Annotated in this window: 12 protein-coding genes and 1 tRNA gene; 12 read left to right on the top strand and 1 reads right to left on the bottom strand. The window is 43.9% G+C overall.

Translation table 11 applies throughout. The features are described 5' to 3' along the window. The first annotated feature begins 2 nt into the window (after window positions 1-2). From tolB to FR741_RS10010, 8 genes are all read left to right on the top strand, one after another. Window positions 3-1,355: a Tol-Pal system beta propeller repeat protein TolB gene (tolB, locus tag FR741_RS10045; RefSeq protein WP_005390758.1), complete on the top strand. Its 1,353-nt coding sequence runs from the start codon at window positions 3-5 to the stop codon at window positions 1,353-1,355. Between the two features lie 30 nt (window positions 1,356-1,385). Continuing rightward, a complete protein-coding gene (gene pal, locus FR741_RS10040; protein ID WP_005378293.1) occupies window positions 1,386-1,910 on the top strand; it encodes a peptidoglycan-associated lipoprotein Pal in 525 nt (174 codons plus the stop codon). Between the two features lie 15 nt (window positions 1,911-1,925). After that, window positions 1,926-2,678: a tol-pal system protein YbgF gene (gene ybgF / locus FR741_RS10035; RefSeq protein ID WP_167426748.1), complete on the top strand. Its 753-nt coding sequence runs from the start codon at window positions 1,926-1,928 to the stop codon at window positions 2,676-2,678. Window positions 2,679-2,931: 253 nt separating this feature from the next. After that, window positions 2,932-3,993, top strand: coding sequence for a quinolinate synthase NadA (gene nadA / locus FR741_RS10030; RefSeq protein ID WP_005390762.1), 1,062 nt, complete (start codon window positions 2,932-2,934; stop codon window positions 3,991-3,993). 118 nt (window positions 3,994-4,111) lie between these two features. Next, on the top strand, window positions 4,112-5,155 hold the full coding sequence (locus FR741_RS10025; protein ID WP_167426747.1) for a potassium channel protein: 1,044 nt from the start codon (window positions 4,112-4,114) through the stop codon (window positions 5,153-5,155). After that, window positions 5,155-5,571: a DUF350 domain-containing protein gene (locus FR741_RS10020; protein ID WP_167426746.1), complete on the top strand. Its 417-nt coding sequence runs from the start codon at window positions 5,155-5,157 to the stop codon at window positions 5,569-5,571. Before FR741_RS10025 ends, FR741_RS10020 begins: the two co-directional genes overlap by 1 nt. Window positions 5,572-5,579: 8 nt before the next feature. After that, window positions 5,580-6,149 (top strand): DUF1190 domain-containing protein, encoded by a 570-nt coding sequence (locus tag FR741_RS10015; RefSeq protein WP_167426745.1) that lies wholly within the window; start codon window positions 5,580-5,582, stop codon window positions 6,147-6,149. Between the two features lie 8 nt (window positions 6,150-6,157). Next, window positions 6,158-7,324: a glutathionylspermidine synthase family protein gene (locus FR741_RS10010; RefSeq protein WP_167426744.1), complete on the top strand. Its 1,167-nt coding sequence runs from the start codon at window positions 6,158-6,160 to the stop codon at window positions 7,322-7,324. A 73-nt stretch (window positions 7,325-7,397) separates the two neighbouring features. On the opposite strand, the gene FR741_RS10005 is transcribed toward FR741_RS10010, so the two are convergent. After that, window positions 7,398-8,009, bottom strand: coding sequence for a YecA/YgfB family protein (locus FR741_RS10005; RefSeq protein ID WP_005390772.1), 612 nt, complete (start codon window positions 8,007-8,009; stop codon window positions 7,398-7,400). 53 nt (window positions 8,010-8,062) lie between these two features. Here FR741_RS10005 and FR741_RS10000 point away from each other — a divergent pair, with 53 nt between their 5' ends. The 4 genes from FR741_RS10000 to FR741_RS09985 all read left to right on the top strand — a co-directional run bounded on the left by FR741_RS10000 (window position 8,063) and on the right by FR741_RS09985 (window position 13,679). Continuing rightward, window positions 8,063-10,483 (top strand): ATP-binding protein, encoded by a 2,421-nt coding sequence (locus FR741_RS10000; protein ID WP_167426743.1) that lies wholly within the window; start codon window positions 8,063-8,065, stop codon window positions 10,481-10,483. 518 nt (window positions 10,484-11,001) lie between these two features. Next, entirely contained in the window at window positions 11,002-11,451 is a 450-nt protein-coding gene (locus FR741_RS09995; RefSeq protein WP_047008566.1) for an L-alanine exporter AlaE, read from the top strand. A 143-nt stretch (window positions 11,452-11,594) separates the two neighbouring features. Beyond that, window positions 11,595-11,682: transfer RNA gene (locus tag FR741_RS09990), tRNA-Ser, on the top strand. 359 nt (window positions 11,683-12,041) lie between these two features. After that, on the top strand, window positions 12,042-13,679 hold the full coding sequence (locus FR741_RS09985; protein ID WP_167426742.1) for a methyl-accepting chemotaxis protein: 1,638 nt from the start codon (window positions 12,042-12,044) through the stop codon (window positions 13,677-13,679). Window positions 13,680-13,682: the final 3 nt, after the last annotated feature.

The raw sequence follows: 13,682 nt of genomic DNA, 5'->3' as shown, positions 1-13,682 counted from the left end.
ACGTGATTAGACGCCTTTTACTAGGAATGTTTGTACTGTTTAGCAGTATGACAAATGTGGCGAATGCCGCATTAGAGTTGGTCATTACCGATGGTATTGATTCAGCACGACCAATTGCTGTTGTTCCGTTTAAGTGGGAGGGTACTCAAGCGCTTCCAACGGATATTTCTGCTGTTATTGCCTCGGATTTGCAACGCAGTGGTAAGTTCAGCCCCGTTCCAACGAGCAAGATGCCACAAACTCCGTTCAGTGAATCAGAAGTCAATTTTGATGCCTGGACTAATTTAGGTGTAGATGCTCTGCTGACTGGCTCAATCAAACAAAATGCTCAAGGTGATTACGTTATCAACTACCAACTTGTTGATATTGTGCGTGGCCAACTAACGGGCGGGAAAAGTAAAGCGCTTGGTAGCGATGGCGAATTAGTACTGTCAAAAGATCATGTGCTGTTCAATAAGGTCGCGACCGTTCAAGGTCCTCGCATGCGAGAGTACGCTCACCGCATCTCTGATTTGGTGTATGAGCAGTTAACGGGTGACCGTGGCGCCTTCATGACCCGTATTGCATACGTGGTGGTGAATGATAAAGACCGTTTTCCTTACCAACTTCGTGTGGCTGATTACGATGGTTACAACGAGCGCTTGGTTTTACGTTCTAAGCAACCATTAATGTCACCAGCATGGTCGCCAGATGGTAAAAAGCTTGCGTATGTTAGCTTCCAAAATGGTCAAGCAGAAATCTTTATCATGAACATCTACACCGGTGAGCGTGAGAAGATCACTTCATACCCACGTCATAATGGTGCGCCAAGATTTTCGCCTGACGGCAATAAGTTAGCGATTGTTCTCTCTAAGACAGGCTCGCTTCATGTTTACACGTTCGATCTTAACACTCGCAAGCTGACGCAAATTACGCGTGGCAGATCAAATAATACTGAACCGTTCTGGCATCCAGATGGAAAATCGTTGATTTTCACATCGGATAGGGGTGGTAAACCACAGATTTATCAAGTAAATTTGGGCAGCGGTTCTATTGACCGTTTGACTTGGCAAGGCAGCCAAAATTTGGGTGGCCAGATTACTCCTGATGGGCGATTCCTAGTAATGGTGAACCGCAGTAACGCAGGATTTAACTTGGCGAAACAAGATTTGGAAACTGGTGCTCTTCAAGTCTTAACTAAGACCTTGCTTGATGAGTCTCCTAGTATTGCCCCAAACGGTGGCATGGTTGTGTATAGCTCGATTTACAACAAGAAAAACGTACTATCGATGGTGTCAATTGATGGTCGATTCAAAGCTAGATTACCGGCAACAAATGGGCGTGTTAGAGCGCCTGCATGGTCACCGTTTTTGTAGTAATAAGTTTGATTAATAAAGGAAAATAAGATGCAACTGAACAAGGTTCTAAAAGGGCTACTAATCGCGCTTCCTGTAATGGCTGTTACAGCGTGTAGTTCAAGCGACGACGCTGCTTCTAACACTGGTGCAGCAACAAACAACAATGGCGCAGTTGAAACAACAGTAGCTACGCCAATTGATCAAAGCGGTCAGCTAACAGAGCAAGAGCTAAAAGAGCAAGCGCTACGTGAAACTCAAACAATCTACTTTGCTTTTGATAACTCAACAATTGCAGCAGATTACGAAGAGATGCTTGCAGCTCATGCTTCTTACTTAAGCAAGAACCCAGCTCTTAACGTAACTATCGAAGGTCACGCTGATGAGCGTGGTACTCCTGAGTACAACATCGCTCTTGGTGAGCGTCGTGCACAAGCAGTAGCGAACTACCTGCAAGCACTAGGTGTTCAAGCTGACCAAATCTCAATCGTTAGCTACGGTGAAGAGAAGCCACTTCTTCTAGGTCAATCAGATGAAGTTTACGCTAAGAACCGTCGCGCGGTTCTAGTATACTAATTCGAGGTAATCCTCATGTTCAGTAACACTAAGCGCGCTGTTGCGCTTGCGTTACTGGCAAGTGCAGCGAACTTTGCGTTCGCTGCACCAGCTCCAGTATCCGATCTCAACAGCACATCATCCGTCTCTAAGAGCCGTTCATCTGAAACGGAAGTAGAGCGTCTAGAGCGCTTGCTACAAAACCGCAATCGCGTTCAGCTCCAAATGCAACAGCAAATTGACCAAATGTCACAAGAGATCAGTGAGTTACGTGGTCAATTAGAGCGAAATAGCTACGAAATGAAGCAAATGTTGCAACGTCAACGAGAGTTGTTTGTCGAGCTAGATCGTGTGCGTGGAGAAATCAAATCCGCGCCTGCGCAAGATGCGAAACCGGCTAAAACAGGTGGTCAGTACACACCAAATGTTGATGAGCAAACGGCATACCAAAATGCAGTCGACCTCATTCTCAAGAAACGTGACTACACTGGCGCAATTGCAGCGTTCCAGCAGTTCCAGAAAGATTATCCTGACTCCACATACTCAGCGAATTCTCACTATTGGCTAGGCCAATTGTACTTCGCTAAGAAGCAGGACAAAGATGCTGTAAAGAGCTTTGCTGCGGTGGTGTCTTATAAAGACTCCAATAAGCGAGCCGATGCTTTGCTCAAGTTAGGTGAAATCGCTGAGCGTAATAACAATGCAGCTCAAGCGAAAAAGTACTACCAACAAGTGGTTGATGAATACCCAGGTAGTGCATCTGCAAAACTTGCCAGCTCTAAGTTGTAAGACGTTATGTTTTAAAAAGGAAGCTTCGGCTTCCTTTTTCTTTTCCGTTTCTTTATCGGTGGTGATCGAATAAATCGAGAGGAATGGCATCGAGCCTTTTATCCCCATCTTGCAACGGATCCTTTCAATCAGAAATGCTACCTGTAACAAAGATATACGGCTAGATAGCTAGAAATCCCCGCGACAAGTTGGTTTTTGAAAATTAACGAGGTTACAATACTCGGATTAAAGGAAGTTGCGTAGAGCAAGAGCAATGAGCCATATATTAGATAAAATCGACACTGTTTACCCATTCCCACCGAAGCCAGTTCCATTAAGCGAAGAAGAAAAAGCGTCTTACATTGAGCGCATTAAAAAGCTGCTAAAAGAAAAGGATGCGGTACTTATCGCACACTATTATACCGATCCTGAGATTCAAGCCCTAGCGGAAGAAACGGGTGGTTTTGTTGGTGACTCGTTGGAAATGGCGAAGTTTGGTAATCGTCATCCTGCAAGCACACTGATCATTGGCGGTGTTCGCTTTATGGGCGAGTCGGCCAAAATCTTAACACCAGAAAAGCGAATTCTAATGCCAACGTTGGAAGCGGAATGCTCGCTCGATCTTGGCTGTCCAGCGGATAAGTTCAGTGAGTTCTGTGATGCTCACCCTGATCACACGGTTGTGGTTTATGCAAATACGTCTGCCGCAGTTAAAGCTCGTGCCGATTGGGTCGTTACATCAAGCATTGCGCTTGAAATCGTGGAACATTTAGACGCCGAAGACAAGCCAATCATCTGGGGACCAGACCGTCACTTAGGATCGTACATTGCTAATAAAACTGGCGCAGACATGCTGCTATGGCAAGGTGAGTGTGTGGTTCATGATGAGTTTTCTGCTGATGCGCTACGCAAAATGAAGAGCGTGTATCCAGATGCGGCTATTTTGGTTCACCCTGAATCACCAGCAAGCGTGGTTGAACTTGCCGATGCCGTTGGATCAACGAGTCAGTTGATCAAAGCAGCGAAAGCGCTTCCTCACAAACAAATGATCGTTGCGACAGACAAAGGCATTTTCTTTAAAATGCAGCAACTTGTGCCAGAGAAAGAACTTATCGAAGCTCCAACCGCAGGTGCTGGCGCAACATGTCGTAGCTGCGCACACTGCCCTTGGATGGCAATGAACGGTTTGAAAGCGATAGAGAAAGCGCTTAGCGAAGGCGGTGAAGAACACGAGATCTTTGTTGATGAAGAATTGCGTGTTAAATCGCTCATTCCGTTAAATCGCATGTTGGACTTTGCTGAGCAGCTAAATATGCAAGTGAAAGGTAATGCTTAAAAAGTAGGCGTAACTGAAAGTAAATCTCAAAAACCAGCCGAATATGGCTGGTTTTTTTGTGTCTTACTATCAATGAGTTAATATTGATGCAATCAATGAATATCGAGGTTATAAATTTATGGCGGTGTGGTTAGTAGTTAAAAAGTGGCTTAGTTCACACCTTTTTAAATTGAGCAACCGAAGTCTTCTCATCTTTAGTGGCTTGTATGTGAGCCTTTCATGGGGACTGCTCGTTCTCGCCGGTGAAACCGCATTAACAGACAGCTTCTCTAACTTTATCTATTACCTTATGGTTACGGCGAGTACGGTTGGCTATGGCGATCATTCTCCAGTGACAGATTTGGGTAAATGGGTTGTTGTTCTGTTTGTGATCCCAGGCGGTTTGAGCCTATTCGCTGCATTATTGGGACGTGTCGCTGGAGCAGCGATGGATTACTGGCGAGCGGGTATTTTAGGAAAACGGAGAGTAAGAGTGGAAAACCATATTGTATTGTTGGGTTGGAATGGATCGAGAACGATGCACCTTATTCGCATGTTACAACATGAAGAAGAGGGGAAGCGTCCGATTGTTTTATGCAGCCGTTCAGAAATAGAAAACCCGTTGCCAGGCGAGATCAGTTTTATCAAAGTGACCAGCTACACGGATTCGCAAGAGATGAAAAACGCCAATATTGCTGAAGCAGCTTGCGTTATTGTTGATAACCTCTCGGACGATATCACGCTGTCAGCCGCGCTGTACTGTGCTTCTGTGAATCCTTCCGCACATTTGGTCGCTTACTTTAAAGATGAGGCGTTAGGCCGTCTTTTAAGTCAACACTGTCCTAAAGCGGAATGCATACCTGCTGTTGGCGCAGAAATGTTGGCAAAAGCGGCGGTAGATCCAGGCTCAAGTGCACTTCACCAAGAGCTATTAGCTTCAACACGAGGCATGACTCAATACTCGGTTATTTATCCTGAAAGGCTGCCAGTAACTACTGTTGAGAGTCTCTTTGTTTTTCTCAAAAGACGTCATCATGCCACGCTAATTGCTTTTGACATTGGCCATGGTATCCAACTCAACCCAGATTTAGATGCAGAAGTACCACCGCGTACCAAGCTGTTTTACATTGCAGATGAACGTATTGAAGATTTTGCATGGAAAGAAATGAACAAGGAACAATAATGTACATGATTGCTGACCTGTTAGCAGGTTTTCCCAACTTTTTACTCTATTTTTCGGTTTCTATTATTTTCGTTTTGGCGTTTAAGTTCATCTACGTCAAGCTTACGCCTTACGATGAATGGCACCTGATCAAAGAAAAGCAAAATACAGCGGCAGCGATTGCACTAAGTGGTGCATTTCTTGGTTATTGTATTGCGATTTCGGGGGCTGCAAAAAACTCAGTCAACATTGTCGATTTTATGGTGTGGGGCGTTGTTGCAATGCTGGCGCAGATCATTGCATTTGCAATTGTACGTTTTGTTTTACTTCCAAAAGTGACTGAGCGTATCGAAAAAGATGAGCTGCCTGCCGGTATTGTATTAGCGGCTGTTTCTATATCGGTCGGTGTATTAAATGCCGCTTGTATGACGTACTAGGAGGAACGATGAAGCGGAGTTCTAACGTTAAACGTTCTTCCATGGACAAAAGTTTAAAGCTTGGGAAAATTATTCCCTTTGCTGCTTTTGGCGGTATTTTCTTCTTTGCGACACAAGAATCGAAAACCGAAGGCTACATTTTTTCTGACGCTGATGAATGCAAATCAAACTCGCCAGAGTTCAGTGAGCAGTGCGATATTGCTTATCAAGAAGCTTTGGCTCGAGCCGAACGAAATGCCCCTCGCTACAACAATGAGTTCGAATGTGAAAATGACTTTTACGAAGACGATTGTTACTACAGTTCCAGTTCCCGATCTTATGTGCCTCACTTTGGGGGCTTCTTTTACAGTCGCGCACTGAGCGGTTTGAAAGGTTACAACAAGAGCTATTACTCTGAACCAATGTATCGCTATAAATCCAAATTCTATAATGGTGCCGGACAATTTTTTGGTTCCTATCGTAATCAGCCGACGAAGGTTGCGACCAGTAACCTAAATAAACGTGGTGGCGGAACTATTGGTAGAGCAATGTCTCGAGGCGGGTTTGGTAAAGCGGTATCGGTCAGCCGAGGCGGTTAATAAGCACTATGTTTCGACGAGAAATACAAGAACGAGAAAACTGGCGTGAGTTAGCACGCCAGTTTGGTTTTGGCTTCCATTCCATGTATGACCAACCGTATTGGGATGAGAGTGCTTACTATCAATTCACGCTTGAGCAAATAGAGAACGATATTGAAGCGCCCACTGAAGAGCTGCATCAGATGTGCTTGGCTATTGTGAATGAAGTAGTTCGGAGTGAGAGGTTGCTGACGCAATGTGCGATCCCTGAATTTATGTGGGAGCAGGTTGCTTCTTCGTGGCACCGAAATGAACCCTCACTCTATTCGCGTCTGGATTTTGCATACAACGGAACTTCGCCAGCTAAGTTACTGGAGAACAATGCGGATACGCCGACCAGCCTGTTTGAAACGGGTTTTTGGCAGTGGGTGTGGTTAGAGGATGTTGTAAATAAAGGTCTAATTCACCAGAGTGCGGATCAATTCAACATTCTTCAAGACTTTTTGATTGAACGTTTTTCCGAGATAGCCAAATATCAACCCGGGCAAACCCTTCACTTTAGCTGCTGCAAATACACTGAAGAAGATAAAGGGACTGTCCAGTATTTAGAAGATTGCGCGCGCGAAGCTGGGTTAGCGACGGCGTTTGTTTATGTCGAAGATATTGGTGCGACGGAAGATGGTCTGTTTGTGGATGCAGATGACAGAGCGATTCGTTGGATGTTCAAGCTTTATCCGTGGGAGTTTATGTTTGAAGAGGAATATGCGAAATACCTAGCGACCGCGAAAGTGAATTGGTTAGAACCCATGTGGAAGTCGATTCTATCCAACAAAGCACTTTTACCGTTATTGTGGGAGCGCTTTCCGAATCATCCTAATCTTTTACCTGCCTATTTTGCTAACGATTCAAAAGCGAACACTTTGAAAGACTATGTAATCAAACCACTATTCTCTCGAGAAGGCGCAAATATTGAGGTCGTCAAAGGTGGGAAACGCATACTCAAAACGGCAGGGCCTTATAAATCTAAATTCAATATCGTCCAGCAGTATCATCCGTTACCCAAGTTTGGGCAAAGCCATACATTAATTGGCAGCTGGCTAGTCAACTATAGAGCCGCTGGGATTTCGATTCGGGAAGACACTAGCTTAGTCACGCAAGATATGGCGAGATATATTCCACATGTGATTTTAACATGATCAAAAAAGCTCTCCATCCAGAGAGCTTTTGTCTATTCAGCGGTTCAATCTTGATGGTCGACAGCGTTGTGTCTTATTGTTCTTCAGCTAATGCAACACCGCGCTGAGTAAGACCACATAGCATCACTGGCATGGCATTGAAGATCTCTTCAAACTGTTCTAAGCCTTCCATGCCTTGTTCTGCCAATGTTTCAATGGTCGTTTCTGGATCGTAAAGCATCGTAAGAGAAAGCAAAACACCGCCGAGCAGAGCATTATCTTCGCTGTCCTCTGGCATTAGCGTTTCCCAGTCATCACGAGCAAGTTGCCAACCTTGTAATACACCTTCACAGAAATCACGGGTCTGGCTTGTTACAATATCTTGTTCATCTAACGCGCATCCTTCAGGCCACTGCCAAGATCCTTCTAGAAGAGCAGGACGAGTTTGGTTCCACATTTGCACAATCTCATCAATGTATTGCTCTAATTGCTCACCGTCAGTAAATGGCGCTGTTTCTTCACCACCCCATAAGAATGGCAACCACTCTTGAGGCATTAATACGTTTGGCGCTGCAGCCATCGCTGTTACAAAGCCTTGAGTTTTTGCTAGGTTTAGTAGTTTACCGTCAAGTTCTGGGAGAGAAAGGATGTCTTGTAGTTTCAAAATAGAATACCATTTGTTAATGGGCTGGTTGATTGCGCTCATCTTACCAATCAATTTGTGATAAATCGATATTAGGGAATGATTCACAGACATCTATGGAAATTCGCTCATCACTTAGAAAAAAAAGCATTCTCGCCCTGACACTGTACCTGTGTTTCTTTATCGCAACGATTGGTTCTGTTGCCTATTTGGTTGTCGAGCCTCCGGTTAGGCAAAAGCTAGAGCAAAACCTAGAGTTACGCACCCAACTCCTTGCTCTAGAGATTAAAGAGCCTCTCCTTAGCTCTACCGGTGTATTGAGTAGCCTTGCAGGACTCGCCCAAGGGACTGAAAATATTCAATCTCTCAACACGACAATTCCGCATATTCTCCAATTGAGTGATGAGATGCTCGTCAGTGGTGGCGTATGGCCTAAACCAGAACTCAAAGCTGAACAATGGCGATATAAAAGCCTATTCTTCAATAAAAACAGTGATGGCGGTATTGACCAAATTCACTCCTACAATAACCCTGAATCTGGCGGCTATGATAATGAACCATGGTATAAGGCAGCTGTTGACGCGCCAGTTGGTTCTGTGAGTTGGTCTACGGTTTATATCGACACTTTTACTCAGGTTCAGATGATTACTGCGTCTTCCCCATATTATCAAAACGGTCAATTCGCTGGCGTTGTAACGGTAGACTTATCGCTTGATGCACTTTTTCAGTTTATTCGAGAGCACACGAACCTGCATTCTTTAGGTGTGGTGGTTCGCGATGCTGACTCGAACGTGATTATTGAGCACAACTTCCAACTAACAGACGAAATTTATGTCAGTGAGCTTGATTTTGGAGAGTTTGATTGGCGGATGGAAGTTGTCAACGCGAAAGCTAAAGTAGCTGATCAAGTGTTTGAACAAGTCATGAGTGTTGAGGGGAGGATCATTCCATTCTTACTCTTGTGTGTACTGGTCGGGTATTACTTGCTGAATCGTTACATTGTCGAACCGATTGTCCGTATTGCCGCTAAGATTGATGACTCGAAAACTGGTGGGATCATAGACATTGATTACGATAGCGAAGATGAAATTGGACAGCTCATCGAGAAGTTCAATGAAAAAACCATCTATCTAGAGCAAGAGAGAATAAAAGCCCAGGCTTCGACGAACGCTAAAACGGCATTTTTAGCCACATTATCCCATGAGATCCGTACGCCAATGAACGGTGTATTAGGAACCGCTCAGATATTGTTAAAAACGCCACTCACCGATGATCAACGTAAGCACCTGAGAACACTTTATGACTCAGGTGATCATATGATGACGTTACTTAATGAGATTTTAGATTACTCAAAAATTGAGCAAGGACATGTTGAATTCGAAAATACGCCTTTCCCAATTGAGTCGATCATCGGCAGCATAAAAAGTGTTTATCAAACACTATGTGCAGAAAAAGGCCTTCGTTTTAGAGTCGTGTCTCATTTACCAACAGGGCGCTGGTACAACAATGACAAAGCCCGTCTGCGCCAAGTATTGTTTAACCTACTAAACAACGCTGTCAAGTTCACCGACCGAGGCATCGTAGAGGTAGAGCTGACCGAGAAATCGAGCAAGGCAGGTACCAAGCTTATTCTCGCGGTGAAAGATACGGGGATCGGTATTTCTCAAGAAGCGCAAAAACGCATTTTCCGTCCTTTTGAACAAGCGGAGTCCTCGACGACTAGGCGGTTTGGTGGTACAGGGCTTGGTTTGGCGATAGTAAAAGAAATTGCCGAGCATATGGGAGGGCATGTGATTGTGCAGAGTCAAGAGAATGTCGGGACAACCTTTACCGTCGAGATCGCGCTTACGCCTTGTGAGCCTGGGAAAGTGGAAGCAGTCAATGCACATAAGCTGAATTGCAAAGGTTTGAAAGCGCTCATTGTCGAAGACAACCGAACAAATGCGATCATTATGGAAACTTTCCTAAGAGCCAAAGGCTTTGAGTGCACAAGTGTTGAAAATGGTCAGCTTGCCGTCGATGAGGTGGCCGTTCAGTCATTTGATTTGATATTAATGGACAATCATATGCCTGTTCTTGATGGTGTTGGGGCAATATCAGCCATTCGAGCGATGAGTTCGCCTGTAAAGTCGGTACTGATCTTTGGCTGCACAGCAGATGTATTCAAAGAAACACAAGAGCGCATGATAAATGTAGGAGCCGACCACATAATTGCGAAACCAATTGTGGAGTCTGAATTAAATGATGCGTTATATCTCCATGCAGCACGGTTATACCAATACCAGTCGGACTTTGGTGATAATACAACGGATATCCTTGATGCGGAAAAGTGGCTACTAAACTTCTATGTTGCTCTAGATAATGGTCATCTCAACGAAGCGCTAGAGGCTATTTCAGCGATTATTGCTCAAGTCACCCCAGATGCTAATAAAGACGTTTCTTTAGTTGCCGAGCGAATAAGGCGTAACTTAAAGCGTCAGCAGTCTCCAAACCAAGATGATATCGACACATTAACGCTCTTGCTCGCATCATCATAGCTTAATCCATATAGCGCGATTCAACGCAATCATGAATTGTCTTTACTCTTCATACCTAACCTTAGCTGAATCGTCTGTTTTTTCCTTACTTTCAATGAGCTTAGCGCTGCTGTTGGATTCTGTCATAAGAGAAACGGTGCGGCTCTCAGTTGCGCTCACATCGGGAATACTCTGAATTTTTACAACTCAGTAGCATAAGTTATTAGAATGATAGTTTATTCCCCGAACTTTATCCTAACCCTCCATCCAAACAATCACTTATCCCACTTTTTGTGTAAGTTAAATCCGTATTTTTCTACCATTTTTACGTCATTTTAGGCGTTTTTAGTTGTTGGTGGTGAAAAAAACTACTTTCATTTTAAAAAATGGTTATAAATTTACAACTTAATTTCAAATACAGTGCCATACGCTGCTTTTTATGTGATTTAATTGCCTTATTAACTGGTCATGTATTTGTTTGATGGTTGATAGTTTTATTTTGTTTATTGTTGGTGGTATTTAATTTTAGGGGTTGGTTAATGAAGTCTCGCGGACCATTTTGTATTCGTCACGCCGCAGCGGATACCTTTGCTATGGTTGTTTTTTGCTTTATCACAGGGATGATTGTCGAGATTTTGATTTCAGGGATGACGTTTGAGCAATCTTTAGCATCACGTACACTATCTATTCCAGTGAATATTGCTATTGCTTGGCCGTATGGCGTTTTTCGTGATTGGGTACTACGTCAGGGTAACAAGGTATCGCCGTCTTCATTTATGAAAAACGTATCTGATCTGGTCGCTTATGTGCTTTTTCAGTCTCCAGTTTATGCGGGAATTTTATTCGCAGTTGGTGCGTCTACAGACCAAATAGTGACCGCGGTGACAAGTAACGCCATTATTTCTTGCGGTATGGGTGTGTTGTATGGGTACTTCTTGGACATGTGCCGCCGTTGGTTCCGTGTTCCCGGTTATTCTCAAGGCATCTAAATGACCCAGTTTTGCTCAATTTAGTTACTTAGTGAGCAATCGAGTGGAAAAGGGCGCTTTTTTTTATGTTTAGCCTTGACCATCAGGCACATAATCATTAAATTAGCGCCTCGTTAGCCAATGATGCTAACAAAAATTGATTCGGTGAGTTGTCCGAGTGGCTGAAGGAGCACGCCTGGAAAGTGTGTATACGGCAACGTATCGAGAGTTCGAATCTCTCACTCACCGCCACATTTGAGCCCTAGCAGAAATGCTGGGGCTTTTTCGTATTACGCGACAAGTTCAATCCCAGAGCTGTATATCGTATTGATTCTCAATTACTCATTGAGTCGGCAAGCCCTTCAAAAAAGCCTCCTTTTTATTCATCTTTTGTTACACATTTTCCGTACATGTAGTGCGTTTTTATTCGCATGTTGTGATGAGCGTTCCTTATTAAATTTTCCACAAAATCAATTAATTGTTGAAATTAGAACGCTTGTCAAAAAGTCATCAGATATCATGTTTAATAGAGTCTTTTACCTAATGGGATACTCTATTTGTTTGATATAATTTCTGGCAGTTTGTATACCATAATTAAAGAGAGTCTATTCATGTTCCAGAACTTAACGATCAAGCAGAAGATAGTGATTCCGCTGTCACTGATTATTGGATTGTTTATTGTGAGCTCTGTATTAAACGTTATGACAAGTTGGAAACAATCTGAGTTGAGTGAAACACTTAACGAACAGATAGTGCCGAACTTATTAACGATTGAGGATGCTTACCGCGATCTTTACCAAGCTACATCTGCAATCCAAGGTGTTGCTCTTTCTGATACTCAAACCGATATTGACCACCACATCGGTGAATACAAAGACAACGCATACAAGGCGCTGCCTCGTATGGAGAAAATGATTGAGCTATCGCAAGTTGGCGTGATGCCTTCTTCGCACGGTAATGAAGTGAGAAAGCTTGTCTCCCTAGGTGAAAAATGGTTGGCGAGTTATGAAGCGATGTTGCGTTTACCTCAATCACAATGGCTTGGTTACTACAACGAACACAAACACACCTTTGAAAATCAGTTTATCGAGGTAAGAGCGCAACTTAATGTTGTGAAAGATGCGATAGAAGAAAAACAAAGCCTATTGAAAGATGAAATCTCAGCAGCCGCAACAAGAGCTCAGGTAATTCTTGAAGCGGGCATTGTGATTGTTATTCTGGCCGCTATTGCGATGGCGTTTTTGTTGTTGCAAACCGTCGTGAAGCCTATCAACGATATCAAAAATGCGATGACAGAAATTGCTTCTGGTGAAGGTGATTTAAGCCAGCGAATCGATGTGAAAACACAAGACGAAATTGGCAATTTAGCGAACGCGTTTAATCAGTTTGTGTCTAAAATCCAAGCGACAGTTTCTCAAGTAATTGAAAGTTCGAATACCTTGCGTAATGAGATGGAAAATCTTAGCTCGTTGACCACGACCATCGCGAACTCGACCGTTTCACAGCAAAAAGACAGCGAGGCGGTAGCAGCGGCAGTGCATGAGATGCAAGTCACCAGCAGAAATGTCAGCGATAGCGCCAACGAAGCTGCGGTTGCAAGCCAGACTGCGAATGATGAACTTACCAATACCAATGTTATTTTGGATCAAACCGTTAGCTCAATTCGTAGCCTCGCAAGTGAAATCGAAAGTGCAAGCCACGTCATTAACACATTGGATCATGATGTGAGTAACATTGCTTCTGTATTGGATGTCATTCGTGGTATCGCAGAGCAAACGAACTTATTGGCGCTTAACGCAGCGATTGAAGCGGCTCGTGCAGGAGAGCAAGGGCGAGGCTTTGCTGTTGTAGCCGATGAGGTTCGCTCGTTAGCCAGTCGTACACAACAGAGCACGGGTGAAATCCAAACCATGATTGAAAAGCTACAATCTGGTGCGGGACAAGCCGTAGAAGTGATGCGCGGTAGCCAAAATAGCAGTGATGAAACAATTCAATCGGCAGGGAGAGCGAGTCAATCCCTTTCTGAAATCTTAAACGCGATTTCACGTATGAACGAGATGAACACACACATTGCAACGGCTGCAAGCCAGCAAAGTACGGTAAGTGACGAAGTAAATAGCAACGTACAAGGCATTGCAGATAGCAGTACATCTATTGTGGAAATCGTCAACCAAGCGCAAGCATCTTTAGCCATGTTATCAGAGCAAACCCAGCGCTTAGATCATCAGGTTAGTCAGTTCAAAGTATAAGCT

This window comes from Vibrio diabolicus (assembly GCF_011801455.1).
GTDB classification, from domain to species: Bacteria; Pseudomonadota; Gammaproteobacteria; order Enterobacterales; family Vibrionaceae; genus Vibrio; species Vibrio diabolicus.
This window is presented reverse-complemented; position numbering and strand designations above follow the sequence as displayed.

What these genes read in the sequence shown, in the direction of transcription:
- pal (WP_005378293.1), top strand. Translation starts at nt 1,386, where the DNA reads ATGCAACTGAACAAGGTTCTAAAAGGGCTACTAATCGCGCTTCCTGTA.
- ybgF (WP_167426748.1), top strand. Translation starts at nt 1,926, where the DNA reads ATGTTCAGTAACACTAAGCGCGCTGTTGCGCTTGCGTTACTGGCAAGT.
- nadA (WP_005390762.1), top strand. Translation starts at nt 2,932, where the DNA reads ATGAGCCATATATTAGATAAAATCGACACTGTTTACCCATTCCCACCG.
- FR741_RS10025 (WP_167426747.1), top strand. Translation starts at nt 4,112, where the DNA reads ATGGCGGTGTGGTTAGTAGTTAAAAAGTGGCTTAGTTCACACCTTTTT.
- FR741_RS10020 (WP_167426746.1), top strand. Translation starts at nt 5,155, where the DNA reads ATGTACATGATTGCTGACCTGTTAGCAGGTTTTCCCAACTTTTTACTC.
- FR741_RS10015 (WP_167426745.1), top strand. Translation starts at nt 5,580, where the DNA reads ATGAAGCGGAGTTCTAACGTTAAACGTTCTTCCATGGACAAAAGTTTA.
- FR741_RS10010 (WP_167426744.1), top strand. Translation starts at nt 6,158, where the DNA reads ATGTTTCGACGAGAAATACAAGAACGAGAAAACTGGCGTGAGTTAGCA.
- FR741_RS10005 (WP_005390772.1), bottom strand. Translation starts at nt 8,009, where the DNA reads ATGAGCGCAATCAACCAGCCCATTAACAAATGGTATTCTATTTTGAAA.
- FR741_RS10000 (WP_167426743.1), top strand. Translation starts at nt 8,063, where the DNA reads ATGGAAATTCGCTCATCACTTAGAAAAAAAAGCATTCTCGCCCTGACA.
- FR741_RS09995 (WP_047008566.1), top strand. Translation starts at nt 11,002, where the DNA reads ATGAAGTCTCGCGGACCATTTTGTATTCGTCACGCCGCAGCGGATACC.
- FR741_RS09985 (WP_167426742.1), top strand. Translation starts at nt 12,042, where the DNA reads ATGTTCCAGAACTTAACGATCAAGCAGAAGATAGTGATTCCGCTGTCA.